This is a genomic window from Variovorax sp. Varisp41 (assembly GCF_047325085.1).
In the GTDB taxonomy this organism is placed as follows: domain Bacteria; phylum Pseudomonadota; class Gammaproteobacteria; order Burkholderiales; family Burkholderiaceae_C; genus Variovorax.
Genome location: NZ_CP168540.1, coordinates 6,127,466 through 6,152,267 on the forward strand (window position 1 = coordinate 6,127,466; position 24,802 = coordinate 6,152,267).

General features: G+C 69.9%; 21 protein-coding genes. 5 read left to right on the forward strand and 16 right to left on the reverse strand.

From position 1 onward, the window contains the following. Window positions 1-13 precede the first annotated feature (13 nt). The 3 genes from ACEN9J_RS28440 to ACEN9J_RS28450 all read right to left on the reverse strand — a co-directional run bounded on the left by ACEN9J_RS28440 (window position 14) and on the right by ACEN9J_RS28450 (window position 3,134). The gene (locus tag ACEN9J_RS28440; RefSeq protein WP_261210847.1) at window positions 14-1,015 is read right to left on the reverse strand and encodes an ABC transporter substrate-binding protein; all 1,002 of its coding nucleotides are present in this window, start codon (window positions 1,013-1,015) and stop codon (window positions 14-16) included. 25 nt (window positions 1,016-1,040) lie between these two features. After that, window positions 1,041-1,862, reverse strand: a complete 822-nt coding sequence (locus tag ACEN9J_RS28445) for a class II aldolase/adducin family protein (protein ID WP_057597846.1) — start codon at window positions 1,860-1,862, stop codon at window positions 1,041-1,043. 150 nt (window positions 1,863-2,012) lie between these two features. Then, complete coding sequence (locus ACEN9J_RS28450; protein ID WP_413762674.1) at window positions 2,013-3,134, reverse strand: LLM class flavin-dependent oxidoreductase; 1,122 nt, start codon at window positions 3,132-3,134, stop codon at window positions 2,013-2,015. A 141-nt stretch (window positions 3,135-3,275) separates the two neighbouring features. On the opposite strand from ACEN9J_RS28450, the gene ACEN9J_RS28455 reads away from it, so the two are divergent. The 4 genes from ACEN9J_RS28455 to ACEN9J_RS28470 are packed head-to-tail and all read left to right on the forward strand — an operon-like array spanning window position 3,276 to window position 7,763. Next, window positions 3,276-4,511: an acyl-CoA dehydrogenase family protein gene (locus tag ACEN9J_RS28455; RefSeq protein WP_413762675.1), complete on the forward strand. Its 1,236-nt coding sequence runs from the start codon at window positions 3,276-3,278 to the stop codon at window positions 4,509-4,511. Continuing rightward, window positions 4,508-5,488: an ABC transporter substrate-binding protein gene (locus ACEN9J_RS28460; protein WP_413762676.1), complete on the forward strand. Its 981-nt coding sequence runs from the start codon at window positions 4,508-4,510 to the stop codon at window positions 5,486-5,488. The genes ACEN9J_RS28455 and ACEN9J_RS28460 overlap by 4 nt, the downstream gene beginning before the upstream one ends. Further along, window positions 5,485-6,117, forward strand: a complete 633-nt coding sequence (locus ACEN9J_RS28465) for a cysteine dioxygenase (protein WP_413762677.1) — start codon at window positions 5,485-5,487, stop codon at window positions 6,115-6,117. Before ACEN9J_RS28460 ends, ACEN9J_RS28465 begins: the two co-directional genes overlap by 4 nt. Further along, entirely contained in the window at window positions 6,114-7,763 is a 1,650-nt protein-coding gene (locus tag ACEN9J_RS28470) for a rhodanese-related sulfurtransferase (RefSeq protein ID WP_413762678.1), read from the forward strand. The genes ACEN9J_RS28465 and ACEN9J_RS28470 overlap by 4 nt, the downstream gene beginning before the upstream one ends. A gap of 141 nt (window positions 7,764-7,904) precedes the next feature. Here ACEN9J_RS28470 and ACEN9J_RS28475 read toward each other — a convergent pair whose 3' ends face one another. From ACEN9J_RS28475 to ACEN9J_RS28525, 11 genes are all read right to left on the reverse strand, one after another. After that, window positions 7,905-9,035, reverse strand: a complete 1,131-nt coding sequence (locus tag ACEN9J_RS28475; RefSeq protein ID WP_413762117.1) for an IS481 family transposase — start codon at window positions 9,033-9,035, stop codon at window positions 7,905-7,907. Between the two features lie 638 nt (window positions 9,036-9,673). Continuing rightward, a complete protein-coding gene (locus ACEN9J_RS28480) occupies window positions 9,674-11,335 on the reverse strand; it encodes a Na/Pi cotransporter family protein (protein WP_057595041.1) in 1,662 nt (553 codons plus the stop codon). A gap of 93 nt (window positions 11,336-11,428) precedes the next feature. Continuing rightward, complete coding sequence (locus ACEN9J_RS28485) at window positions 11,429-12,289, reverse strand: phosphodiesterase (protein WP_057595040.1); 861 nt, start codon at window positions 12,287-12,289, stop codon at window positions 11,429-11,431. Then, on the reverse strand, window positions 12,286-13,359 hold the full coding sequence (locus ACEN9J_RS28490) for an ABC transporter ATP-binding protein (RefSeq protein WP_057595039.1): 1,074 nt from the start codon (window positions 13,357-13,359) through the stop codon (window positions 12,286-12,288). The genes ACEN9J_RS28485 and ACEN9J_RS28490 overlap by 4 nt, the downstream gene beginning before the upstream one ends. Beyond that, window positions 13,349-14,149 (reverse strand): ABC transporter permease, encoded by an 801-nt coding sequence (locus ACEN9J_RS28495; protein ID WP_203204726.1) that lies wholly within the window; start codon window positions 14,147-14,149, stop codon window positions 13,349-13,351. Before ACEN9J_RS28495 ends, ACEN9J_RS28490 begins: the two co-directional genes overlap by 11 nt. A gap of 7 nt (window positions 14,150-14,156) precedes the next feature. Further along, window positions 14,157-15,008 carry an ABC transporter permease gene (locus tag ACEN9J_RS28500; protein ID WP_412179952.1) on the reverse strand — a complete coding sequence of 284 codons (852 nt, stop codon included), beginning with the start codon at window positions 15,006-15,008 and terminating at the stop codon, window positions 14,157-14,159. Window positions 15,009-15,023: 15 nt separating this feature from the next. Continuing rightward, window positions 15,024-16,037: an ABC transporter substrate-binding protein gene (locus ACEN9J_RS28505; RefSeq protein WP_057595037.1), complete on the reverse strand. Its 1,014-nt coding sequence runs from the start codon at window positions 16,035-16,037 to the stop codon at window positions 15,024-15,026. A 51-nt stretch (window positions 16,038-16,088) separates the two neighbouring features. Continuing rightward, the gene (locus tag ACEN9J_RS28510) at window positions 16,089-17,108 is read right to left on the reverse strand and encodes a LacI family DNA-binding transcriptional regulator (protein ID WP_057595036.1); all 1,020 of its coding nucleotides are present in this window, start codon (window positions 17,106-17,108) and stop codon (window positions 16,089-16,091) included. A 152-nt stretch (window positions 17,109-17,260) separates the two neighbouring features. Continuing rightward, window positions 17,261-17,773, reverse strand: coding sequence for a signal peptidase II (gene lspA / locus ACEN9J_RS28515; RefSeq protein ID WP_057595035.1), 513 nt, complete (start codon window positions 17,771-17,773; stop codon window positions 17,261-17,263). Next, a complete protein-coding gene (gene ileS, locus ACEN9J_RS28520; protein ID WP_057595034.1) occupies window positions 17,773-20,625 on the reverse strand; it encodes an isoleucine--tRNA ligase in 2,853 nt (950 codons plus the stop codon). Before ileS ends, lspA begins: the two co-directional genes overlap by 1 nt. A 122-nt stretch (window positions 20,626-20,747) precedes the next feature. Then, window positions 20,748-21,860: a bifunctional riboflavin kinase/FMN adenylyltransferase gene (locus ACEN9J_RS28525; RefSeq protein ID WP_057595033.1), complete on the reverse strand. Its 1,113-nt coding sequence runs from the start codon at window positions 21,858-21,860 to the stop codon at window positions 20,748-20,750. Between the two features lie 168 nt (window positions 21,861-22,028). Here ACEN9J_RS28525 and ACEN9J_RS28530 point away from each other — a divergent pair, with 168 nt between their 5' ends. Next, window positions 22,029-22,589 (forward strand): HNH endonuclease, encoded by a 561-nt coding sequence (locus ACEN9J_RS28530; RefSeq protein ID WP_057595044.1) that lies wholly within the window; start codon window positions 22,029-22,031, stop codon window positions 22,587-22,589. 4 nt (window positions 22,590-22,593) lie between these two features. Here the strand turns inward: ACEN9J_RS28530 and ACEN9J_RS28535 are convergent, their stop codons facing one another. Together ACEN9J_RS28535 and ACEN9J_RS28540 are read right to left on the reverse strand one after the other, a co-directional pair. Further along, window positions 22,594-23,379: an enoyl-CoA hydratase gene (locus ACEN9J_RS28535; protein WP_413762679.1), complete on the reverse strand. Its 786-nt coding sequence runs from the start codon at window positions 23,377-23,379 to the stop codon at window positions 22,594-22,596. A 17-nt stretch (window positions 23,380-23,396) separates the two neighbouring features. Beyond that, the gene (locus tag ACEN9J_RS28540) at window positions 23,397-24,776 is read right to left on the reverse strand and encodes an alpha/beta fold hydrolase (protein WP_413762680.1); all 1,380 of its coding nucleotides are present in this window, start codon (window positions 24,774-24,776) and stop codon (window positions 23,397-23,399) included. Between the last annotated feature and the right edge of the window lie 26 nt (window positions 24,777-24,802).

Here is a 24,802-nt window from a genome sequence, read left to right on the forward strand (position 1 = left end):
GGCGTGACCGTGCTCAGGCCAGCGGGTCGTACGACACGTGGTCCGCGAAGCGCGCCGGGTCGGTGCTCTTCTTGAGCACGCCCACGTTGCGGAAGTCGGCCGCGTAGAACGCGACCTCGTCGCGCAGGCTGCGGCCCAGCGGATGGTGCGCATGCGTGAGCGTGCCCAGCAGCGCGCGCAGGTCCTCCACCGGCACCTTGGGCGAATACTTGGCGAACAGCCTGGCCGATTCGTTCGGGTTCTCGGCCACGTAGTCGGAGGCCTGCGAGATGGCGCGCACCAGGCCCGCCACGGTGGCCTTGTCCTTGCGCACCAGCTCGCCGCGCGCGCCGACGATGCAGCAGACCTTGTCCTTGTACTCGCCCGTGAGGTTGCTCGCGATCTCGACGAACGCACCCTTGTTGCGCTTCTCGATCAGGTAGACGTTCGGGTCGCCGTCGGCGATGGCGTGGATCTCGCCCTTCTGCACCGCGAGGTCGAGCAGGTCGGCCGGGTACTGGCGCCAGGTCACGTCGCGCTCGGCGTCGATGCCGTTCTTGGCGAGCAGGATCGAGAAGAAGTTCTTGCCCGGGCTCGTGATGTCCGACACGCCGATGATCTTGCCCTTGAGGCTCGCGAGGCTGGTGGCGCCCGCGGCCCTGGCGCCCACCAGGCGCACGCAGCCGCCGTGCGAGCTGCCGACGATCTTCACGTCGAAGCCCGACTCCAGCGGCTTGAGCCAGCGGTGGATCATGCCCACCGCCGCGTCGGCCTTGGCCGTGGCCAGCGATTCGAGCAACTGGTCGGTCGAGCCGGTGTAGTTGATCAGCTCGACCTGCAGGCCGTTGCGTTCGAAGTAGCCGCGCTCCTGCGCCACCACCACCGGCGAGAGGCAGAAGGCCGCGGCGTTCCAGGCGAAGGTCAGCTTGCGCGTGGACTGCGAGAAGGCCTGCGAGGCGATCAGGCCGCCCGAGGCGACCACGGCGGCGGCGCCGCCGGCACGCAGGAGGCGGCGGCGGGAGAGGGATGCGTTCATCGGCGGTTCCAGGAGAAAGAAGGAGTCAGTCCAGCAGCTCGGGCTCGGCCTCGACCAGCCCCTGGTAGAGGCTGTCGAAGGAATGGATCGCGCCCTCGGGCCCGCCGATCTGGCCGTGCGTGTGGCGCGCCGTGGCTTCGTCGATCGGTTGCGGCGTGCCGGCGGCCTCGGCCAGCAGCTGCGTGTGGCAGGCGTTGTCGAGCGCGATGTACCACCAGGCCGCGGCCTCCACCGTCGGGCCCGCGGTCAGGATGCCGTGGTTCTTGAGGATCGCGCCCTTCCTGTCGCCCAGTGCCCGCGCGATGCGTTCGCCCTCGCTGGTGTCGACCACCATGCCGGTGAAGTCGTCGAACAGCGCCACGTCGTCGTGGAACACGCAACTGTCCTGCGTCAGCGTGTCGAGCTTGCGGCCCAGGGTCGACCAGGCCTTGCCGTAGGTCGAGTGGGTGTGGGCGGCCGCGACGATCTTGGGGTTGTGCTCGTGGATCGCCGCGTGGATCGCGAAGGCCGCCTTGTTGAGCGGGCGGTCGCCGATCACGGTCTCGCCCCTGGCATTGACCAGCAGCAGGTCGGAGACCTTGATGCGCGAGAAGTGGATGCCCAGCGGGTTGACCCAGAAGTGGTCGGCCAGCTCGGGATCGCGCGCGGTGATGTGGCCGGCCAGGCCCTGCGCGAAGCCGAAGCGCGCGAACAGGCGGAAGGCGCCCGCCAGGCGCTCCTGGCGGTGGCGGCGCTCGGCCTGCACGCTGGTGCGCGGCGGGATCGGGTCGAACCAGTACTTCTGCGTCGGCACCGGGTTGAGCTTCAGGGCCGAGGCGTTGCGGTCGATGGAAAGAACGGCGCTCATGGGGATGTCCTTTTGGGTATCTGCTCCTTCCCCCTCTGGGGGAAGGTCGGGATGGGGGCACGCGGCGGTGGCGGCGGGGTGGGGCGGTGGATGCGCCGCGTGCCCCCACCCCGGCCCTCCCCCAGCGGGGGAGGGAGGAAGGCAGGGTGGTCAGGCGGCCTTGCGGACCGAAGCCGCGCGCTGCGCCACCAGTTCGCGCGTGCGCGGGATCAGTTCGCGCCCATAGTCGGCCGCGTCCTCCAGCGGATCGAAGCCGCGGATCAGGAAGGTGGTCACGCCGAGGTCGTAGTAGTCGAGCAGCGCATCGGCGACCTGCTCGGGCGTGCCGACCAGCGCGGTGCTGTTGGAGCGCCCGCCGATCTCCTGCGCGACCGCGGTCCACAGCCGCTTGTCGAGCCGCGTGCCCTGTCCGGCCGCGGCCAGCAGGCGCCTGGCGCCCTCGCTCTGCTGCGGGCCGCCGCGGTTGTAGCCCTGCACCACGCGCAGCCGCTTCGTCTCGGCCAGGATGTGGTCGGCGCGGGCCCAGGCCTGCTCCTCCGTCTCGGCCAGGATCGGGCGGAACGAGACCGAGAAGCGCACGCTGCGCCCATGCTTCGCGGCCTCGGCGCGCACGCGGGTCGTGAGTTCGCGCGCCTGCTCGAGCGACTCGCCCCACAGCGCGTAGACGTCGGCGTACTTGCCGGCCACGGGAATCGCGGCTTCCGAGGCGCCGCCGAAATACACCGGCACGTGCGGGCGGCCGTTGCGCGTCTGCAGCGGCTTGACCTCCGAGAAGGCGTTGAGCGCGCGGTAGTGCGCGCCCTCGTGGTCGAAGGGCTTGTCGGCCTGCCAGACCTTGTGCAGCACATCGAGGTATTCGTCGGTGCGCGCATAGCGCTGGTCGTGGTCGAGCCAGTCGCCGTCGCGCTTCTGTTCGTCGTCGGAGCCGCCCGAGATGTAGTGCACCGCGAGCCGCCCGCCGCTGAACTGGTCGAGCGAGGCGAACTGGCGCGCCGCCAGCGTGGGCGCCACGAAGCCCGGGCGGTGCGCGAGCATGAAGTGGATGCGCTCGGTGACCGAGGCCGCGTAGGCCACGGTCAGCGTGGCATCGGGGCCGGTCGAGTGGTGCGGCACCAGCACGCGGTCGAAGCCGGCCTGCTCGTGCGCCTGGGCGAAGGCGCGCACGTAGTCGCGGTCGATCGCCGGGCCCTGGGCGGTATGGATCTCCGAGACCTTCTGGCCCTGGATCATGCCGATGAATTCGACGCCGTTGTCGGTGGGGTTCTGGCTCATGGTGTGTGTGCGATGGTGGGAAGGGCGGGACCACCGCGAAACTAACCAGCCGCGCCGCCGATGCGAACGCAGAAAAACGAGTTTGGATATGCGCGATGCGTCGTTTTCGCGCGCACTGGGGCTCGCTAACGTGCCGGGACCATGAGCGCCATCCCCCTGCGCCGGCCCGCGGCCGGCCTGAATTCCCGCGATTCCTCCGGCCTGCCCGACGCCGCGCTGCTGGCCAGCCTCACGGCGCGCTTCGCGAGCACCGCCGCCGACCACGACCGCAGCGGCGCCTTTCCCGCGCAGAACTTCGAGGCGCTGCACTCGCACGGCCTCATCGGACTGGTCGCGCCGAGCGCCTTTGGCGGCGGCGGCGCCACGTTGGCGTCGGCGCGGCAGGTGATCGCCGCGGTGGCGCGCGGCGAGCCCGCCACCGCGCTGATCCTCACCATGACCTACCTGCAGCACCATGGGCTGGCGCGCGGCGACAGCCGCTGGCCGCCGCACCTGCGCGAGCGCGTGCTGCGCGACGCGGTCGAGCAGGGTGCGCTGATCAATGCGCTGCGCGTCGAGCCCGCGCTCGGTTCGCCCGCGCGCGGTGGCCTGCCCGCCACCGTGGCGCGCCGCGACGGCGAGGGCTGGCGCATCGACGGCCACAAGCTCTACACCACCGGCATCGAGGGCCTGGGCTGGCTCGCCGTGTGGGCCCGCACCGACGAACCCGCGCCGCGCACCGGCGTGTTCCTGGTGCCGCGCCATGCCGAGGGCGTGCGCGTGATCGCGAGCTGGGACCACCTGGGCCTGCGCGCATCGGGCAGCCACGAGGTGGTGTTCGAGAACGTCGCGATCCCGCTCGACCATGCGGTGGACCTGCGCGTGCCGGCCGACTGGGCGCCCGATGCCGGCAGCCAGACCGACATCGACGCCCAGGCCTCGCAGCAGGCCTGGATGGTGGTGCTGCTGGGCAGCCTGTACGACGCGGTCGCTCGTTCGGCGCGCGACTGGCTCGTGGGCTTCCTCAACCAGCGCGCGCCCGGGAGCCTGGGCGCGCCGCTCTCGAGCCTGCCGCGCGTGCAGGAGACGGTGGGAGAGATCGAGGCGCTGCTGCGCACCAGCCGCGTGCTGCTCGACGCGGCCAGCGAGGCCGTCGACGGCGGCCGCACGCCATCGGCGGTCGACAGCGGGCTGCTCAAGCACACCGTCACCGGCAACGCGGTGCGTGCCGTCGAGCTCGCGCTGCAGCTCACGGGCAACCATGGCCTCGCGCGCCAGAACCCGCTCGAGCGCCATTACCGCGACGTGCTGTGCAGCCGCATCCACACGCCGCAGAACGACGCGATCCTGGTCGGCGCGGGCAAGCGCGCGCTGCTGTCGACGGGAGCCGCCGCATGACCGACCTGCTGTTTTCCAAGGCATCGCGCCGCCGCTGGCTCCAGCAGGGCGCGGCGCTCTCCATCGCGGCCACGGCCTCGTTGCGCGGCGGGGCCCAGCCGCAGACTTCGCTGGTGCTCGGCGACCAGGCCGGTGGCCTGCGCTCGCTGTTCGAGGCCTCGAAGGCACTCGAGGGCGCGCCCTTCGCCTACCGCTGGGCCAATTTCCAGGGCGCCGCGCCGCTGTTCGAGGCGCAGCGCAGCGCGGCGGTCGACACCGCGATGGCCGGCGACCTGCCGGTGCTCGCCGCGGCCGTCGGCAGGACGCCGCTGAAGATCGTCGCCACGCGCGTCGGCAAGGCCGACTCGCTCGGCATCGTGGTGCAGCCCGATTCGAAGCTGCGCAGCGTGGCCGAGCTGCGCGGCCAGACCGTGGTCGTCTCGTCGGCGCGCGGCAGCATCTCGCAGTACCAGCTCTACGGCGCGCTCGAGGAGGCCGGCGTGCGGCGCGACGAGGTCACGGTGAAGTTCGTGCTGCCGACCGACGCGGCCGCCGCCTTCGCCTCGCGCCAGATCGACGCCTGGGCCATCTTCGATCCCTACTACACGATCGCGCTGCAGCAGGGCGGGCGCATCCTGCGCGACGGCCGCGGCATCAACACCGCGCTGGGCTTCATCACCGCCAGCGAACCTTCGCTGGCCGATCCCGCCAAGCGCGCCGCCATCGTGCAGTTCCTCGACCGGCTGGGCCGCGCGGGCGACTGGGCGCTGGCCAATCCCGAGGCCTACGCGCAGGCCTACAGCCAGCTCACGCGGCTGCCGATCGAATCGGCCCGGCTCATCACCGCGCGCGCCTCGGTGGCCGCGCGGCCGGTGAGCGAGGCCGACATCGTGGCGCTGCAGGCCGTGGCCGACCGCTCCGCGCGCGACGGCATCCTGCCGGTGCGCGTCGACGTGCGCGCGATCTCCGACACCCAGCTCTGGAAGCGCGCGGCGTGAGCGCCGCCATTCCCGCATCGATCGCGCCGCTGCGCGAGTTCGTGGTCGATTTCGGCCGCCTGCTCGACGGCCGGCCCGACGAGCGCGCCATCCTCGCCGAGGGCGGTGCGCTGCTGCGCCGGCTGGGGGCGCGCGACGGCTGGCTGCCCGAGGCCTTCGCGCAGCCCGACCCCGCGCGCTACCAGCAGTACCTGCTGCATGCCGACAGCACCGAGCGCTTCTCGGTCGTGAGCTTCGTCTGGGGACCGGGCCAGGCCACGCCGGTGCACGACCACACCGTATGGGGCCTGATCGGCATGCTGCGCGGCGCCGAGTACAGCCAGCCCCATGCCTTCGGCGACGACGGCCAGGCGCGGCCCGTGGGCGATGCGGTGCGGCTCGACGCAGGCGACGTCGAGGCCGTCTCGCCCACCGTCGGCGACCTGCACCGCGTGCACAACGCGCATGCGGACCGCGTGTCGATCAGCATCCATGTCTATGGCGCCAACATCGGCGCTGTGCGGCGGCATACTTACCCGGCCGAGGGCGGGCGCAAGCCCTTCGTCTCGGGCTACACCAACACGCTGCTGCCCAATCTCTGGGACCGGTCCGCCGAACTCCGGGCGGTCCCGCCCGCCACCACGCCATGACCGACGCCACGCTCCAAGCCACCTCCGCCTTCCCCGTCCTCTCGTTCGCCGCCGTGCGCGAACGCCTGCTCACGCCCGGCGCCGAGATCGCGCTGCTCGACGTGCGCGAGGAAGACCCCTTCGCCCAGGCCCATCCGCTGTGGGCCGCGAACCTGCCGCTGTCGCGCATCGAGATCGAGGCCTGGCGCCGCATCCCGCGCCGCGACACCTTGATCGTGCTGTTCGGCGAGCATCGCGGCACCGACCTCGCGCCGCTGGCCGCGCGGCGGCTCGCGGGCCTCGGCTACACCCGGGTGCACCTGCTCGAGGGCGGCCTCGAGGGCTGGCGCGCGGCCGGCGGCGAGCTGTTCCGCGACGTCAACGTGCCGAGCAAATCGTTCGGCGAACTGGTCGAGCACGAGCGCCACACGCCCTCGCTCTCGGCGCCCGAGGTGAAGGCGCTGATCGACGAGCGCGCCAACGTGGTCGTGCTCGACGCGCGCCGCTTCGACGAGTACCAGACCATGAGCATCCCGGGCGCCACCAGCGTGCCGGGCGCCGAACTGGTGCTGCGCGTGCGCGAGCTCGCACCCGATCCGGCCACGCGCGTGATCGTCAATTGCGCGGGGCGCACGCGCAGCATCATCGGTACGCAGTCGCTGGTGAATGCCGGCATTCCCAATCCCGTGGCCGCGCTGCGCAACGGCACGATCGGGTGGAAGCTCGCGGGGCAGGTGCTCGACCATGGGGCGGTGCGGCGTGCGCCCGAGGCGGTGAGCGAGGCGCATCGTTCGCAGGCGCGTGCCGATGCGCGGCGTGTGGCGGAGAAGGCGGGGGTGCGGTGGGTGGCTGCCGATGCCGTGGACGCGCTCGAGGAGGCGGGGCGGACGGTCTATCGCTTCGATGTGCGCACGCCCGAGGAATACGCGGCGGGTCATCTTCCCGGCTTTGTGGGAGCGCCCGGCGGGCAATTGGTGCAGGAGACGGATCACCAGGTGCCGGTGCGGCATGCGCGGATCGTGCTGGCGGATGACGATGGGGTGCGGGCTTCGATGTCTGCGTCCTGGCTGGCACAGATGGGGTGGGAGGTCTATGTGGTGGAGCCGGTGCCTGCTGCTGATGCGTTGAGCGAACGCGGTGCTCTGGCCGCTGTGTATCCGGAAGTGGCTCGGGCCGTTGGAGAGATCGAGCCGCTGGACCTGGCTCGGTTGCTCGACGGGGATGCTTCATCGACCGCGGTGATCGATGTGACGGCCAGTGCGAATTACGTGAAGCGGCATGTGCCGGGGGCGTGGTTTGCGATTCGGGCGCAGCTCTTGGATGCGGTGGCCGGCGTCATTCCTTTGGCTCGGCGCTATGTGCTGACTTGTGGGAGCAGTTTGCTGGCTCGGTATGCGGCTTCGGATCTGAGGGAGTGGCTCGATTCCCGTGGGGAGCTGGATGTGGAAGTGCTCGTGCTACGTGGCGGGAATGCGGCCTGGTTTTCTGCCGGGCTGCCTTCCGAGGCTGGTGAGACTCGCCTGGGTAGTGAGAGGACTGATCGGTATCGGAGGCCTTATGAAGGGACCTCGGCTTCCGTGGAGGCTATGCAGGGGTATCTGGATTGGGAGTTTGGGCTGGTCGAGCAGTTGGGGCGGGATGGGACGCATCGGTTTGTCGTGGTCTGAATTTGGGGTGGCTTTTTGCTGAGGCTGTCGGCCGGGATTTCGCCCCGGCGGGCGAGTCACTTTCTTTTGTCTCGCCTGTATGGACCGGAGACATGGGTGACACATGTGCGAGGACATGGTGGACACATTCTGCATGGTGGCTCAGGCCTCGCGCAGGTCGATCTCGCGCAGCTTGTGGTGCACGAAGTAGACGTCGTAGCAGCCCTCTCGCCCGGGCTGCGCGCGCAGCGCGATCTCGTGGTCCTTAAGTGCTGCGGACACCTTGAAGCGCTTGCTCTTGAAGCGCACCTCCCCCAGCCAGCCGACCTTCACCACCGTGTCGTTCGGGCCGTACTCGAGCGGTGGCAGCGTCCTCGGATAGGCCCTCTCGCTGGCGCGATACCGGCTCGCCGGGGTGTTCATGCCCAGCGCCTGGTGCGGGCGCTCATGGTTGTAGATACGCCTCCAGCGATCGAACTGCTGCTGTGCCTGCGCCAGATCCTGGAAGCTGCGCCCGGCCAGCAACTCCGCCTTCAGGCTGCGATGGAAGCGCTCGTCCTTGCCGTTGGTCTGCGGGTGATAGGGGCTGCTGAAGCTCACCCGCACGCCCAGGCGGATGAGCCACAGCGCGAGTTCGCTGAGCTGGCCCGGCTCGCGCGGACTGCCCCAGGGTGCGCCGTTGTCCGCATTGATGCGCACCGGCAGACCGTAGCGGGAGAAGACGTCCTGCAACTGCTCCTTCACGCTGGCCGTTTGCTGGCGGGCACAGGCGCGCAGGGCCAGGTTGTAGCGAGAGTGGTCGTCCAGCAGCGTCAGCGGATGGCAGGGCCCCGCTGCGGTGGACACGTAGCCCTTGAAGTCGATCTGCCAGAGGCTGTTGGGCGCCTCGTGCTCGAAGCGCTGCCAGGCGGTGGCCGCACTGCTGGCCTGGACGCTGATGAGGCCGTGGCGCTTGAGGATGGAGTTGACGGTGCTCGGAGCCAGGCAACCCTGTCCGAGGTCACTCAGGCGCCGTGCGAGCTTGCGTGCGCCCCAGGCAGGGTGCTGCTGGCGCAGCGAGACGATGGATTGTTGAAGTTCGGGCGAGGTCTCGCCGGGGCTGTGGTGCGGGCGGCGACTGGCATCGCCCAGGCCGGCGGCACCCAGCGTGGCGCTGCGTGCGAGCCATTTGTAGCCGGTCTGCGGGCTGATGCCGAAGCGCCGGCACAGCTCACGCCGATTGGCACCTTCCTGGCGTGCCAGGGCAACGAACTCTTCTCTCAGGCTCATGGTGTCTCGGGTGCTCCAGGGCATGGTCGTCTTCCGATCGGGCGATACGCCCGATGGTGTCCACCATGTCCTCGCACACCTGTCCACCATGTGCCCGGTCCATACAGCTTCGCCAAAAGAAAGTAACCAAAGAAAAGGCGACCCACTGTCTGCGACCCCTTCGCTGCGCTACGGGGCAACCTGCGGTGCTCGCGTTTCGCGGGGTCTCGCAGAACTCGCTTCGCTCAAACAGCTGCGAGCCCTGATCCGCGAAACGCTGCGCTCCTCAGCGCAGCCAGAGGGGGTGGGTCGGGCCATCGCTGCGCTCGGCCCAGGAAGCCCTTCGGGCCGTCGCTTCGCTCGGCCCGGTGGAAGAAGACCCGGGGCCTTTGCATTCCCACACCCCACACAAGGACGCGCCATGGCGCGTTGACCCTCATCCCCTCTGGCTGTGCCGAGGAGCGCAGGAGAAAGCGGGATAAGGGCCGCAGCTGTCTGAGCGCAACGAAGTGGAGCGAGTTCTGCGGCCCCCCGCTTTCTCCGAGCACCGCAGGTTGCCCGTAGCGAAGCGAAGGGACACAGACAGCGGGGTCGCCTTCTCTTTGGTTACTTTCTCTTGGCGAGACAAGAGAAAGTGACTCGCCCGCCGGGGCGAGACCCGGCCAACGGCTTTAATACGAAATTCAGCCTTCGATCTTCCCCAACCGAGACTCCTTCAGTCGAGAAGGCGCCAAAGCCCCAGCCGACTCCAGAATCGGATAAGCAATAGAACAGATATGCGAATTGATCCGCTTCAAATCGCTGATCAGATCGATATGCAATGAACTGGTCTCGATGCTCAACGTTGTCCGATCCGACAACCGATCCAGGTGCGTCGTCGCATAAGCCCGCTCCAGATCCCGAAACCGAGCCTTCTCCTCGAGCAGCTTCTGCGCATCCCGAACATTCCCGTTCAGGAACACGCTCATCGACAGCCGCAGATTCGCCACCAGCCGCCCGTGCAGCTCGACGATCTCCGCCATCCCCGCTTCCGAGAAGTTGCGCTGCGGCTTGATCTTCTTGTCCTCCACGTCCTGGATCACCCGCTCGATGATGTCCCCGATCTGCTCCATGTTGATCGTGAAGCTGATGATGTCGGTCCAGCGCCGGCTCTCCTCCTCGCCGAGGGCCTCGCGCGAGATGCGCGTCATGTAGTACTTGATCGCCGAATAGAGCTCGTCCACCGTGTCGTCGAGCTGGCGCAGCTCCTGCGCCAGCTTGAGGTCGTTGCGGCGGATCACGTCGAGCACGCCGATCAGCATCGTCTCCACGATGTCGGCCTGGTGCAGCGCCTCGCGCGCGGCATTGGAGATCGCGAGCGTCGGCGTCGACAGCGCCGAGGGATCGAGGTGGTGCGGCCGCAGCGAAGCCGCCGAGGGCGCGGGCTCGGGCAGCATGCGCGTCACCAGCTTCGCCACCGTCTGCGTGAGGCCGATGAAGCCGATGCTGATCACGATGTTGAAGGCCAGGTGGAACAGCACCACGCCATGCGTGGGCGTCGGCAGCTGCGGCTGCACGTAGCGCAGCCAGAGGCCGACGAAGGGCGCGACCACCGCCACGCCCAGGGCCTTGAACAGCAGGTTGCCGATGGTCACCTGGCGCACGGGGATCGCCGACTTGGCGGTGGTCAGCACCGCGAGCAGGCCGCTGCCGAGGTTGGCGCCGAGCACCAGGCCGAGCGCGACGTCGAGCGGCACCACGTTCGAATTGGCCATGGTCGCCACCAGCAGCACCACCGCGAGACTCGAGTACGAGGCGATCGCGAGCACGGAGCCGATGGTGATCTCGAGCAGCACGTCGCTGTTGAGCGAGGCTAGCACCGCGCGCACCGCCTGCGAGGAGAACAGCGGCTCGGTGGCTTCGACCACCAGCTGGAGGGCCAGGAGCATCAGGCCCAGGCCGATGAAGACGCGGCCGATGCGGCCCGCCACGCTGGCCGGGCGGCTGATGAACAGCACCACGCCCACGAAGATGAACATCGGCGAGAGCCAGGACAGGTCGGCGGAGAACAGCACCGAGATCAGCGCCGTGCCCACGTCGGCGCCGCGCATCACCGCCAGCGCCGCGGGCAGGGTGATCAGGCCCTGGCCGACGAAGGAGGAGGTCATCAGCGAGGTGGCGGTGCTCGATTGCACGAGGGCCGTGACGCCGATGCCCGAGAGGGCGGCCGTGAATCGGTTGCGCATGCTCTGCACGAGGATCTTGCGCAGGTTGGCGCCGAACACGCGAAGAACGCCGGTGCGCACGAGGTGCGTGCCCCACACCAGCAGGGCGACGGCCGCCAGCAGGTTCAGAAGATGCTTCATGGGTGTCGGGCTTGATCCTTTCTTTTCGTTCTGTTTCGGTTTTGCGTCGACCCCCCATTCTCCACATGTGGCCGGAGCAGGCCAGCCTGGGTCCTAGTCGATCAACGCGCCGTTGTCGTGGAAGGGATACGGCCCCTCGAAATGCCCGGAGGCCGCGAGGTGCGTGACCAGCCGGCCGGTCGTGGGCGACCAGGCATGCACGCGGAAGCCCGGAGGCTCGAGCGTCCAGGCCGAGGCCGCGTCGGGCGCGAGGTCGAGGCAGACCTGGTGCGCGGGCGCGGGCGCGGTCGAGGCCAGGGTGCCGCCGAAGCGCACGTCGATGGCGCGGTGCAGGTGGCCGCAGATCACGCGTTCCACATTGGAATGACGCGCGATCAGGGCCTCGAGTTCCGCGGCGCCCTCGAGCAGGCCGATCTCGTCCATGTGGCCGATCAGGGTCTGGAACGGCGGATGGTGCATCGCGACCACCACCGGCTCGCGCCGGCTCTCGCCGAGCCGGGCCTCGAGCCAGGCCAGCCGCTTCTCGCACAGCGCGCCATGGCTGGCGCCGGGCACCACGGTGTCGAGCGCGATCAGCCGCAGCGGCCCGACGTTCAACGCGTACTGCACGAAGCCGTCGCTGTCGCCGCCGTCGCCGAGGTAGGCGTGGCCGGGGAAGCTGCGGCGCAGCTGGTCGCGGTCGTCGTGGTTGCCGGGCATCAGGTGGACGGGGATGCCCCGCGCCTCGAGCGGGGCCAGCAGGCGCGCGAGGTGCTCGTACTCGGCGGCGCGGCCGAAGTCGGTGAGGTCGCCGGTGATGACCACCGCGTCGGGCGCCTGCCGCAGCGCGAGCACCGACTGCACCGCGCGCGCGAGGTAGGGCGCGGTGTCGATGCGGCCATAGGCCAGCCGGCCCGGCTCGCGGATGTGCAGGTCGGTGAGCTGGACCAGGAAGGTGTCGTGGGTCGTCGTCATGCGCGGGTGTCCTGCGGGCTCATCAATCGGTCGGGGTGGATGCGAAGGGCGACGGCATCGCCGATGCCGTAAGGCGTGTCGCGCGCGGTGTCGGCCAGGAGCATCCGTGGCTGGTCGGCCACGCGCAGCTGCAGCTGCACGCGGTCGCCGAGGAAGGTGCGGCGCTCGACCGTGGCGGTGCCCCAGCCGGGCCGCGCGGGTTGCGCGGGGCCGACCTCGATGTCCTCGGGGCGCACCAGCAGCATGGCGCGGTCGCGCCAGGCGCCGGGGCAGGGCAGGGCGCTGCCGCCGAGCCGCACGACATCGTCGCGCAGCGCCTCGGGCGCGCGCTCGAGCCGGTTCACGCGGCCGAGGAACTCGGCCACGAAAGGATGGGCGGGCGCGCGGTAGAGGTCCTCGCCGCGGCCCACCTGCACGATGCGGCCGGCCTGCATCACGGCGAGCCGGTCGGCGATGGCCAGCGCCTCCTGCTGGTCGTGCGTGACGTGCACGGCGGTGATGTGCAGCCGCCGCAGCAGCTCGGCGAGCTCGTCGCGCAGCGACTCCTTGAGCTTGGCGTCGAGCGCGGCCAGCGGCTCGTCGAGCAGCAGCACGCGCGGGCGCACCGCCACCGCGCGCGCGAGTGCCACGCGCTGGCGCTGGCCGCCCGAGAGCTCGGCCGGGCGCTTGTTCTCGAGGCCGCCCAGGCGCACCAGGTCGACCAGCTCGCCGACGGCGCGCTGCTCCTCGGCCGGCGCCACGCCGCGGATGCGCAGGCCGTAGCCGATGTTGGCCGCCACCGTCATCTGCGGGAACAGCGCGTAGCTCTGGAACACCATGCCCACGCCGCGCTGCTCGACCGGGCGCTGCGTCACGTCCTGGCCGCCGAAGGCGATGCGGCTGCCGGCATCGGGCGTTTCCAGGCCCGCGATCAGCCGCAGCAGCGTGGTCTTGCCGCAGCCCGAGGGGCCGAGCAGCGCCAGCACCTCGCCGGCCTCCACCTGGAGGTCGGTGGGCTGCAGGCCGCGCGTGCCGTCGGCATAGGTCTTGGCGCAGCGGGCGATGTCGATGGGGACGCGTTCAAGTTCCATGGCGTTTCTGGATCAGGTGGGCGAGGTATTGCAGGCCCCACAGCACGGGGAGGATGACGGCGAAGAAGACCAGCGTGTAGGCCGAGCCGATCTCGATGCGCATCGAGGCATAGCTGTCGGCCAGGCCCACGGGCAGGGTGCGCGTGAGCGGGGTGTGCAGCATCCAGGTGAGGTTGAACTCGCCGACCGAGAGCGTGAACACCATCAGGCTGCCGGCCACGATGGCGGGGAACACGGCCGGCACCAGGATGCCCATGAAGCGCTGGCGAAAGCTCGCGCCCAGCGTGCGCGCGGCCTCCTCGAGCGCGAGCAGCTCGTGGCGCTGGAAGGCCGAGCTCACGGTGCGCACCATGAAGGGCAGCGTGAACACGACGTGGCCGACCAGGATGAAGGCGAAGCTCTGGCGGAAGGCCGTGAGCTGGCCGTAGGCGAGGATCAGTGCGAGCGCGGTCGCCAGGCCCGGCACCGCGACCGGCAGGGTCAGCAGTTCCTCGAAGACATGGGCCGCGCGCGAGCGGCTGCGCGCCAGCGCATAGGCGCAGGGCACGCCGAGCAGCACGGTGCAGGCGACGCAGGCCGCGGCCAGCGCGAGCGACCAGCCGACGGTACCGCCGTAGTTCTCCCACACCTCGCCGAGCCAGCGCAGGGTGAGGCCGCTCTTCAGGCCGGTGCTGTAGTTGTTGACCAGGCCGGCCATCACCGACAGCAGCATCGGCGCGATCATGAACAGGCTCACGACCAGCGTGATCGCGAGCAGGAAGGGCGCCTGGGGCCGGGTGTTGGTTCGCATGAAGGCCTCAGCGTGCGACGGGGTTCGCGCCGAAGCGGCGCGCGGCGAACAGCACCAGCCAGGTCACGAGGCCGAGCGCGATCGACAGCGAGGCCGCGAGCGCGAAGTTCGCGTAGTTGGTGAACTCGTTGTAGATGGTGATCGGGATCACCTCGAACTTGCTCGCGAGCGTGAAGGCGGTGCCGAAGGCGCCCATCGAGGTCGCGAACAGGATCGCGCCGCAGGCCAGGGTGGTGGGGGCGAGCTCGGGCATCCACACGTCGCGCGCCACGCGCAGCCGCGAGGCGCCGAGCGAGCGCGCGGCCTCCTCGAGCTGCAGGTTCATGGCCTCGGCCGCGGCCGCGTAGGTGGCGATGGCGCGCGGCAGCGAGAAATACAGGTAGGCCAGGAACAGCCCGAGCAGGCCGTAGGCGAAGGTGATGCGCTCGCCGATGAGGGCATCGCTCAGGCTCGCCACCACGCCCTGGCGGCCGCCGAGCAGGATCACGAAGAAGCCGATGATCACGCCCGGAAAGGACAGCGGCAGCGTGAGCAGCGACAGCAGCACGCGCCGGCCCCGGAAGGCATGGCGCGCGAGGTAGATGCCCACCGCCGCGCCGAGCACCAGCGTGGCCAGCGTGACCGCCGCCGACAGCAGCACGGTGTTGGCCATGCTCTGCAAGTAGCGCGCGTCGGTCAGCACGGCGAAGTAGGTGGCCCAGCCCTTGTCGGCGGGCAGCGCGAGCAGCCGCACCACCGGCAGCAGCCAGAAGGCCGCGAAGAAGGCGGCCGCGGGCAGGGCGCAGGCCAGCAGCCGCCAGCGCGGGGTCCAGGCGCCGGCGGCGCCGTCCGGGGGCATGGTGGCGGTGGCCTGCGTCATCTCATGCGGTGCGGCTCAGCGCACTTCCTTCAGGTACTCGTCGGAGAAGGCGCGCTGCGCCGCGGCCATGCGGCCGTAGTCCACGCTCTTGGCGCGCGCGTAGTCGCTCGCGGGCAGGAACTGGGCCTCGATCTCCTTGGGCATCGCGCCGGCGCGCACCGGGCGCAGGTAGGCCTTGGCCCAGATCGCCTGGCCCTCGTCGGACAGCGTGAAGTCCAGCACCTTCTTGGCGTCGGCCGCGTGCGGCGCCTTGGCCACCAGACTCATCACGTAGGGCACGGCCAGCGTGCCTTCGCTCGGGATCACGAAGGCGACGTTGGCCTTGTCCTTGTACTTGGCGCGGTAGGCGTTGAAGTCGTAGTCGAGCAGGATCGCGATCTCGCCCGAGAGCACGCGCGCGTACGAGGTCTGCTTGGGCACGATCGGCTCGTTCTTCTGCAGCGCCTTGAAGTAGTCGATGGCCGGCTTGAAGTTGTCGAGCGTGCCGCCGCGCGCCTCGTTGACCGCGACCGCGCCGACATAGCCGACGAAGGCCGAGGCCGGGTCGAGGTAGCCGATCAGGCCCTTGTACTCGGGCTTGAGCAGGTCGGCCCACGACTTGGGGACCGGCTTGCCCTTGAGCGCGTCGACGTTGACCATGAAGCCCAGCGTGCCCGAGTGGATGGTGAACCAGTTGCCGGCCGGGTCCTTGAGGCCGTCGGGGATGTCCTTCCAGGCGGCCGGCTTGTAGGGCTCGACCAGGCCGTCCTTGGCGGCCTGCACCGCGAAGGTCACGCCGAGGTAGGTGACGTCGGCCACCGGGCTGGCCTTCTCGGCCGCCATCTGCGCGAGCGACTGGCCCGAGTTCTTGTTGTCGGGCGGCACGGTGATGCCGGTCCTGGCCTTGATGGCCTTCAGCTGGGTGCCCCAGTCGGCCCATTCGGTCGGGCAGTTGTAGCAGATGGCGGTCTGCGCGAAGGCGGCGCTGCCGCCGACGAGCGCGGCGGCGAGCAGGCCGAGGCGCGCGATGCGGCGCAAGGGAGAGGACATGGGAGAAGCTCCTGTGGCGGGTGGGTTGAAGCGGTCGGGAGAAAAGGGGCGTCAGGCGATGTCGCCCGGATCGCCGTCGGGCGCGGCGGCGCACGATTCGCCGTCGCGGAACACGTGGGGCAGCAGCAGGCTGGCGTCGGCGTCGAGCGCGCCGCCGCCGGCCATGGCCTGGATCAGCAGCTCGACGCCGTGGCGGCCGATGTCGCTGTTGGGCTGCGCGATGGTGCTGAGCGCAGGCGTGAGGTCCTCGCCGAGCGCGATGCCGTCGAAGCCGATCACGCTGAGGTCGGCCGGCACGGCCAGGCCGCTGCGGTGCGCGGCGCGAATGCTGCGGATGGCGAGCAGGTCGTTCGAGCAGACCAGCGCGCTGGGCCGGTGGCGCAGCTGCAGCAGCCGCGCGAGGCGTTCGACCGCGCTCTCGACGAAAGGCACCTCGACCAGCGGCTGCGGCTTGAGGCCGGCATCGGCCATGCCTTTCTGATAGCCGCGGTAGCGCTGCTGCGCGCGGTCGGAGGCCGCCAGCGTGCCGCTGACCATCGCGATGCGCCGGTGGCCCAGCAGCACCAGCCGCGCCACCGCGTCGGCGACGGCGGCCTCGTTGTCGACCGTGACGCAGGGATGCGCGGGATGGCGGTTGTAGGCCAGCACGTAGGGCACGCGCTGGGCGCGCAGCCGCTCGAGCGCCTTCGAGGTCGAGGGGTTGGAGACCACGAGGATCAGGCCGTCGACATTGCCGGCCAAGAGCATGTGGACCGCGCGCTCCTCCTCGTCGAGCTTGTAGCCGGTGGTGACCGGGATGATCGCGTAGCCGCCGGCCACGGCCGCCTGCGCGATGCCCTGCAGGCATTCGGCGAAGGTGGGGTTCAGCAGCGTGGGCAGCACCACGCCGAGCACGCGGCTGCGCTGGGTGCGCAGAGTGCGGGCGCTGGCATTCGGCAAGTAGTTCAGCTCGCGTGCCGCGCGCTCGACCAGGTCGCGCGTGGCGCCGCTGACCTTGTCGGGGAAATTGAAGACGCGCGAGACGGTGGCGACGGAAACGCCGGCCTTGGCCGCGACTGCCTGGATGCTCATGGGTAGGTGCTATGTAATCGATTACATTGGACCGCGGCAGTATGACCCCGCCATGACAGCGCGGGATCGATGAAAACCCGTGCGCCCGAATGCGCGAAGGGCGCGCCGGGGACCCGGGCGCCCCCTTCGAGGGAGCAAAAAGACGGTGGCCGCTACTTGCCGCGCCGCACCCTTCGGATCTCGTCGACGATCAGGCAGATCGCGCCGAGCGTGATCGCGCTGTCGGCCGCGTTGAAGGCCGGGAAGTACCAGTTGCCCGCGTGGAAGCTCAGGAAGTCGACCACGTAGCCGTGCATCATCCGGTCGACCACGTTGCCGACGGCACCGCCCAGGATGCAGGCCATGGCGAACGAGAACAGCTTCTGGCCCGCGTGCGACTTCAGCATCCAGACGATGAACACGGCCGCCGCCACGCCGATGCCGGTGAACAGCCAGCGCTGCCAGCCCGAATGGTCGGCCAGGAAGGAGAAGGCCGCGCCCGTGTTGTGCCAGCGTCCCACGTTGAAGAAGCTGGTGACGTAGGTGGAGTCGCCGTACTTGTAGTAGCCGAGGATCAGCGTCTTGGTGAACTGGTCGATGATCACGATGATCAGCGCCAGCGCGAGCCAGGGCCAGATACCCAGGCCGCGCGAGCGCGAGGCCGAAGCGGTGCGGGTGGCGGCCATCAGGCGAAGCTCCTCGATTCGCCGGCGCCGAACAGGTTGCTGGTGCAGCGCCCGCAGATCGTCGGATGGGCCGGATCGTGGCCCACGTCGTCGCGGTAGTGCCAGCAGCGCTCGCATTTCTGCGCCGTGCTCGGCACGACCGCCGTGGCCAGCGCCTCGCCCGCGGCCAGCTCGATCGCCGAGGCGATGAAGACGAACTTCAGGTCCTCGCCGAGCGAACCCAGCAGCGCGAAGTCCTCGGCCGGCGCCGTCACGCGCAGGTTGGCCTGCAGCGAGGAGCCGACCTGGCCCTCGGCGCGCACCGTCTCGATCTCCTTGTTCACCGCGTCGCGGATCTCGCGGATGCGGCTCCACTTGGCGAGCAGCGCCTCGTCGGGTGCGTCGAAGCGGCTGTAGGTCTGGGTGAAGATCGAGTCGCCGGCCTGGCCGGTGCCGACGATCTTCCAGGCCTCCTCGGCCGTGAAGCTCAGGAACGGCGCCATCCAGCGCAGCATCGCCTGCGCGATGTGCCACAGCGCGGTCTGCGCGCTGCGGCGCGCGCGCGAGCCGGGCGCGGTGGTGTAGAGGCGGTCCTTCAGGATGTCGAGGTAGAAGCCGCCGAGGTCTTCCGAACAGTAGATCTGCAGCTTGGCGACCACCGGGTGGAACTCGTACACCTTGTAGTGCGCGAGGATCTCGTCCTGGAACTGCGCGGCGCGCGCGAGCGCGTAGCGGTCGATCTCGAACAGCTCCGACAGGGGCAGCGCGTCCTTCGCGACGTCGAAGTCGCTGGTGTTGGCCAGCAGGAAGCGCAGCGTGTTGCGGATGCGGCGATAGGCGTCGACCACGCGCGCGAGGATCTTGTCGTCGCCCGCGATGTCGCCCGAGTAGTCGCTCGCGGCCACCCACAGGCGGATGATCTCCGAGCCCAGCTTGTTGCTGATCTCCTGCGGATCGATGCCGTTCTTGAGCGACTTGCTCATCTTGATGCCCTTGGCATCGACGGTGAAGCCGTGCGTGAGCAGGCCCTTGTACGGCGCGCGGTCTTCGAGCGCGCAGGCCAGCAGCAGCGACGAGTGGAACCAGCCGCGATGCTGGTCGTGGCCTTCGAGGTAGAGGTCGGCCTCGGGGCCGGTCTCGTGGTGCACCGTGGGGTGCGTGCCGCGCAGCACGTGATAGAAGGTCGAGCCCGAGTCGAACCACACCTCGAGGATGTCGGTGCTCTTGGTGTAGCTCGGCGCATCCTCGGCGCCGAGGATCTCTTCGACAGTGACGCGGCTCCAGGCCTCGATGCCGCCCTTCTCGACGATGTCGGCGGCCTGGTCGAGGATCTCCATCGTGCGCGGATGCAGCTCGCCCGAGTCCTTGTGCAGGAAGAAGGGGATCGGCACGCCCCAGCTGCGCTGGCGGCTGATGCACCAGTCGGGTCGGCCGGCGATCATGTCGTGCAGGCGTGCCTTGCCGTTCTCCGGATAGAAGCTGGTCTCTTCGATCGCGTCGAGCGCGGTCTGGCGCAGCGTCTTGGGCGCCTTGTCCTTGGTGAACACGCCCTCGCCCTCGTCCATGCGGATGAACCACTGGGCCGCGGCGCGGTAGATCACCGGCGTCTTGTGGCGCCAGCAGTGCGGATAGCTGTGGCTGATGGTCTCGGTGGTCAGCAGGCGGTTGGCATCGCGCAGCGCGGCGATGATCGCCGGCACGGCCTTCCAGATGTTCTGGCCGCCGAACAGCGGGAAGTCCGGCGCGTAGCTGCCGTTGCCCTGCACCGGGTTCAGGATGTCGTCGTAGGCCAGGCCATGGGCGACGCAGGAGTTGAAGTCGTCCAGGCCGTAGGCGGGCGAGGAGTGGACCAGGCCGGTGCCGTCGGTGGCGGTGGCGTAGTCGGCCAGGTAGATCGGCGACAAGCGCTTGTAGCCGGCGTCGACGTCGTACAGCGGATGCTCGAACTCGAGCCCGCCGAGCGCCTCGCCCTTGACGGTCGCGATCACCTTGCCGTCGAGCGCATAGCGCGTCATGCACATCTCGACCAGCGAGGCGGCCAGGATCAGCAGGCCGCGCTCGGTGTCGACCAGCGCGTACTCGAGCTCGGGGTTGAGGTTGATCGCCTGGTTGGCCGGGATGGTCCAGGCGGTGGTGGTCCAGATGACGGCGAAGACGTCGCCCAGCGCATCGGGCCGGCCGAAGGCGGCGAGCACCTTCTCGCGCTCGTGCGCCTTGAAGGCCACGTCGATGGTCTGGCTCTTCTTGTCGGCGTATTCGATCTCGAACTCGGCCAGCGACGAGCCGCAGTCGAAGCACCAGTAGACCGGCTTCAGGCCGCGGTAGACGAAGCCGCGCTCGATCACGCGCTTGAACGCGCGCAGCTCGCCGGCCTCGTTGGCGAAGTCCATGGTCTTGTAGGGATGGTCCCATTCGCCGAGCACGCCCAGGCGCTGGAAGTCGGCCATCTGCTGCGCGATCTGCTCGGTGGCGTAGGCGCGGCTCTTGGCCTGCATCTCGTCGCGGCTCAGGTTGCGGCCGAACTGCTTCTCGATGGCGTTCTCGATCGGCAGGCCGTGGCAGTCCCAGCCCGGCACGTAGAGCGCGTCGTAGCCCTCGAGCTGGCGCGCCTTGGTGATCATGTCCTTGAGGATCTTGTTCACCGCGTGGCCCATGTGGATCTGGCCGTTGGCGTAGGGCGGGCCGTCGTGCAGGATGAACTTGGGCGCGCCGCGGCGCGCCAGGCGCAGGCGGTGGTAGGTGCCGTGCTCGGCGTCGTTCCATTCCTTGACCCAGCCCGGTTCGCGCTTGGGCAGGTCGCCGCGCATCGGGAAGGGGGTGTCGGGCAGGTTCAGCGTGGAACGGTAATCGGTGGGGGCGGCAGCGTCAGACATGTTGGGGGTGCGAAACAGTGGGCTTCGACAGGCTCAGCCCGAACGGCACAAAGGGCGTCGGTGCGGAAGAAAAGCCGTTCGCCCTGAGCTTGTCGAAGGGCGGCAGCACGGAGCGTGCAGGGCTAAATTCGATCGCGCGTGGTCTGGCGGTGGGTTTCTGCGTGGGTGGATGCAAAGAAGGCACGCGCGTCGCGTCCATCCTTCGCGATGCCCGCGGTGAGGGCTTCGAGGCTGGTGTAGCGCAATTCGTCGTGCAATTTGTGCAGCAGTTCCACGCGCACGATTTTACCGTAGGCCCCTTCGGCGCCCAGGTGAGAGGGCCACTCGAGGCAATGGGTCTCGAGCAGGACCCGGCCGGCATTGACGTCGTTCGGGTCGAGCGAGGGCCGCACGCCGAGGTTGGCGACGCCGGGCAGCGGCCGCTCGGACAGGCCATGCACCAGCACCACGAAGATGCCGCTGGCCGCCGGTTTCCAGTGCTTGAAGCGCAGGTTGAGGGTGCGGAAGCCGTCGTCCTGCCCCGGCGCCGAGGCGCCGAGCGCGCGGCCCAGCTTGCGCCCGTGCACCACGTGGCCCGAGATCGCGTAGGGCCGGCCCAGCAGGGTCTGGGCATCGGCCATGCGGCCTTCGGCCAGCGCCTCGCGCACGGCCGAGCTCGACACGCGCAGGCCGTGCCCGTCGCCGGGCCGCCCCAAGACGGGCGCACCCCCTCGGGGGGCAGCGGGGCGAAGCCGCGCGTGGGGGTCCGATATCTCGTAGCTGTTCATGCGCGCGACGTCGAAACCGCGGGCATCGCCGGCCGCGTCGAGCATGGCGTAGTCGCCCGCGCGCCTGGCGCCGAAGCGGAAGTCGTCGCCCACCAGCACGTAGCGCGCGCCCAGGCCGTCGACCAGCACGTTCTGGATGAATTCCTCGGGCGACTGCGAGGCCAGCCGGGCATCGAAGGGCAGCACCACGGTCTGCGCGACGCCGCAGGCGGCCAGCTCGCCGAGCTTGTCGCGCAGCGTGCCGATGCGCGCCGGGGCCAGCTCGGGCTTTTTCGCGAGCGCGGCGAAATAGTCGCGCGGATGGGGCTCGAAGGTCAGCACGCAGCTCGGCAGGCCGCGCTGCCGCGCCTCGGTCTGCAGGAGCGCCAGCATGGCCTGGTGGCCACGGTGGACGCCGTCGAAATTGCCGATGGTCAAGGCGCAGGCCGGAGCCACGCCCGGGTGCCGGAAGCCGCGGAAAACCTGCATGGGTGAATATCTTTTTGATAGCGCCTTTCGCCCGCCGAATGGGCTCATCAGGCCGTTTTGTCACAAAGCCGGTATATTGTGACGCAGTGCGCCGATCCGCGAGGTCGCCGACGCGCTCCGTGTCCCGGGTCTCTCCGTGTTTCTTTCGTTCTGTCGAGGAGGCGTGTGGTGAAGGTCTTGAAGCTGTCGGCCCAAGGGCTGCCCCAGTCGTGGATTTCGCTCGAACAGGCGGTGATCCACTATGCAGCGGACGAAGTCCGCTGGGAGGCTGGCGGCCAGGTGGCCCTGTTCCGCGGCGGCCACAACGCGATGACCGGCGAGCAGTCGCAGATTGCCGTCAACAGCATCATCGGCACCAAGGGCGTGCCGCGCATCAACCCCTTCACCCAGCGTCCGGGCCTCACCAACAGCAAGCTGTTCGCGCGCGACCGCAACGTCTGCGCCTACTGCGGCGGCCACTTCCACGAAGACGAGCTGACCCGCGAGCACATCATCCCGTTCGCGCAGCGCGGCATCGACACCTGGATGAACGTGGTCACGGCCTGCAAGCCCTGCAACCACCGCAAGAGCAGCCGCACCCCCGAGCAGGCCAACATGCCGCTGCTCTACGCGCCCTACGTGCCCAGCCTCTGGGAGGACTTCATCCTGCGCAACCGCCGCATCCTGGCGGACCAGATGGAGTTCCTGATGGCGCACCTGCCGCAGAGTTCGCGGCTGCACGACAGCTAGCTGCTCAGGCTTTCCAGGAAGGCGGGCGCTTCTCGATGAAGGCCTGCACGCCTTCGAGCGCACTCGCATCCATCATGTTGCAGGCCATGGTCTGGCTGGCGTCCGCCAGCGCCGGTGCGATGCCGGTCTCGAGCTGCCGGTAGAACAGCGCCTTGCCGAGCGCCAGCGCGGTGCGCGGCTTGGCGACGATGCTGGCCAGCAGTGCCTCGAGCGCGGCATCGAGCTGGTCCGGCGGCGCCACGCGGTTGACCAGGCCCTTCTCGCGCGCCTCCTCGGCGCCGATGAATTCGCCGGTGACGAGCATCTCGAAGGCTTCCTTGCGCCCGAGGTTGCGCGACAGCGTGACGCTCGGCGTGGCGCAGAACAGCCCGACGTTGACGCCGCTGACCGCGAAGCGCGCCTCGCTCGAGGCCACGGCGAGGTCGCACACCGCCACCAGCTGGCAGCCCGCGGCCGTCGCGATGCCGTGCACGCGCGCGATGACGGGCACCGGCAGCCGCTGCAGCGACAGCATCATCTCGCCGCAGCGCGCGAACAGGCGCTGGTAGTAGTCGAGCGCGGGCGCGGCGCGCATTTCCTTCAGGTCGTGGCCGGCGCAGAAGGCCTTGCCGGCGCCCGCGATCACGACGGCACGCACCGTGTCGTCGGCCGCGATGCCGGCGATGGCGTCCTCGAGGGCGCCCAGCATGCCCTCGGACAGCGCATTGAACGCGCCCGGGCGGTTGAGCGTGAGCGTGACCACGCCGCGGGCGTCGCGGGCCTCGAGCACGAAGGGGGAGCTGTCGTTCATCGCATGCCGCCTTTTCTTCAGTAGGTCAGTTCCAGCACCGTGACATGGCGCTGGGCCGCCGGCCAGGTGAGCCCCGTGAGGCGCTCGCCGTTGAATTCGCCAGTGACCGCGCGCTGCGGCCCGGCGCCCGTGTCGCGCAGGCGCGAACTCGACACGCCGGCCCCCTTGGGCGGAACCCCGGCCGGCGGGCTCTGGCCGTCGAAGCGCATGGTGTCGCGCTGGGCGTCGAAGTAGCCGCGCGGCCGCGTGAAGACGGCAACGGCGTTGGCGCTGCCGTCGGCCGCCACGATCGGGTCGAGCCGCAGGTTCACGAGGCTGCTGCCGCGCGGGAACGGGCTGCGGTAGACGTGGGTGATGCCGGCCGGGGTATCGAGCACGAATTCGTAGGCCGCATCGGGGCGCGCGCCGAAGGGGCCCCAGCGGCCGTCGGCGCCGACGGTCTTGCGGTGCACGGGCTCGCCGAGCCGCCGGCCCGTGGCCGGATCGACCGCGTACACCAGCACCTGCGCGCCGGCCAGCGACTGGTTCTCCGCGCCGATCGCGCGGCCGTCGAGCACCACGTTGGCCTCGCGAATGATCTCCAGGCTACGTGGCGCCTCGCCCGTGAGGAACTGCCAGGTCGCCGCGAAGGCCGCGGGCGAGAACGAGGTCTCGCGGTGGTCCACGCGCGGCAGCACGATGTTGGTCGCGCCCTTGAGCGCCGGGCCGTCGAAGCCGATGTTCGTCGGCTTGCCGGGCGAGCCGACCCACAGGCCGTCGGGCTGGGCGAACTTGTCGTTGTTGTCCGAGCGCAGCGTGAGCCACTTCACACCGGGCGTCACCTCGTCGCCGTTCGGGCCCTTGGGCGCGTTGAGCTGCCGCATGAAGGGCGACAGCCCCGAGAACTCGTTGTTCTCGCGCAGGCCCGGCACGGCCCAGATGCCGTGCGCCGGGTTGCCGCCGAGCACCACGTGGCTGACGACGGCCGCGCCGCCGCCGTTCTGCACGTAGTTGCGGATGGTGTTGCCGCCGCGCGAGTTGCCGATCAGCACGACCCTGGCCGCGCCGGTGGCGCGCAGCACCTGCTCGACCCGTTCCTTGAGGAAGGCGGCCGATTCGGCCGTGGAGCTGCGCCCGGCCTGGGCCACGCCGTCGTCGTCGCGCGCCAGCGGCAGGGGCTGGTCGAAGGCGAACAGCCGCTCGCGCGGCCAGCCGTTCGACTCGAAGCGCCAGAACGTGGTCTGCCACAGCGCGGCCGAGTCGCCGTTGCCGTGCACGAAGACGATGGGCGGGCGGTCGGCGAGCGAGGGCATGGCGGTCGGCGCGTTGGCGCAGGCGGTCAACAGGAGGGCGGGAGAGGCGAGCAGCCCGGCGAGGACCGGCGGTGCGCCGAGGAGGAGGGTGCGGCGGGATGGCATGGTCGTTGTGGTTGCGTGGCGGCGGC

Coding starts and splice junctions, on each gene's coding strand:
- ACEN9J_RS28440 (WP_261210847.1), bottom strand. CDS start 1,015: ATGAACGCATCCCTCTCCCGCCGCCGCCTCCTGCGTGCCGGCGGCGCC.
- ACEN9J_RS28445 (WP_057597846.1), bottom strand. CDS start 1,862: ATGAGCGCCGTTCTTTCCATCGACCGCAACGCCTCGGCCCTGAAGCTC.
- ACEN9J_RS28450 (WP_413762674.1), bottom strand. CDS start 3,134: ATGAGCCAGAACCCCACCGACAACGGCGTCGAATTCATCGGCATGATC.
- ACEN9J_RS28455 (WP_413762675.1), top strand. CDS start 3,276: ATGAGCGCCATCCCCCTGCGCCGGCCCGCGGCCGGCCTGAATTCCCGC.
- ACEN9J_RS28460 (WP_413762676.1), top strand. CDS start 4,508: ATGACCGACCTGCTGTTTTCCAAGGCATCGCGCCGCCGCTGGCTCCAG.
- ACEN9J_RS28470 (WP_413762678.1), top strand. CDS start 6,114: ATGACCGACGCCACGCTCCAAGCCACCTCCGCCTTCCCCGTCCTCTCG.
- ACEN9J_RS28475 (WP_413762117.1), bottom strand. CDS start 9,035: ATGCCCTGGAGCACCCGAGACACCATGAGCCTGAGAGAAGAGTTCGTT.
- ACEN9J_RS28480 (WP_057595041.1), bottom strand. CDS start 11,335: ATGAAGCATCTTCTGAACCTGCTGGCGGCCGTCGCCCTGCTGGTGTGG.
- ACEN9J_RS28485 (WP_057595040.1), bottom strand. CDS start 12,289: ATGACGACGACCCACGACACCTTCCTGGTCCAGCTCACCGACCTGCAC.
- ACEN9J_RS28490 (WP_057595039.1), bottom strand. CDS start 13,359: ATGGAACTTGAACGCGTCCCCATCGACATCGCCCGCTGCGCCAAGACC.
- ACEN9J_RS28495 (WP_203204726.1), bottom strand. CDS start 14,149: ATGCGAACCAACACCCGGCCCCAGGCGCCCTTCCTGCTCGCGATCACG.
- ACEN9J_RS28500 (WP_412179952.1), bottom strand. CDS start 15,008: ATGACGCAGGCCACCGCCACCATGCCCCCGGACGGCGCCGCCGGCGCC.
- ACEN9J_RS28505 (WP_057595037.1), bottom strand. CDS start 16,037: ATGTCCTCTCCCTTGCGCCGCATCGCGCGCCTCGGCCTGCTCGCCGCC.
- ACEN9J_RS28510 (WP_057595036.1), bottom strand. CDS start 17,108: ATGAGCATCCAGGCAGTCGCGGCCAAGGCCGGCGTTTCCGTCGCCACC.
- lspA (WP_057595035.1), bottom strand. CDS start 17,773: ATGGCCGCCACCCGCACCGCTTCGGCCTCGCGCTCGCGCGGCCTGGGT.
- ileS (WP_057595034.1), bottom strand. CDS start 20,625: ATGTCTGACGCTGCCGCCCCCACCGATTACCGTTCCACGCTGAACCTG.
- ACEN9J_RS28525 (WP_057595033.1), bottom strand. CDS start 21,860: ATGCAGGTTTTCCGCGGCTTCCGGCACCCGGGCGTGGCTCCGGCCTGC.
- ACEN9J_RS28535 (WP_413762679.1), bottom strand. CDS start 23,379: ATGAACGACAGCTCCCCCTTCGTGCTCGAGGCCCGCGACGCCCGCGGC.
- ACEN9J_RS28540 (WP_413762680.1), bottom strand. CDS start 24,776: ATGCCATCCCGCCGCACCCTCCTCCTCGGCGCACCGCCGGTCCTCGCC.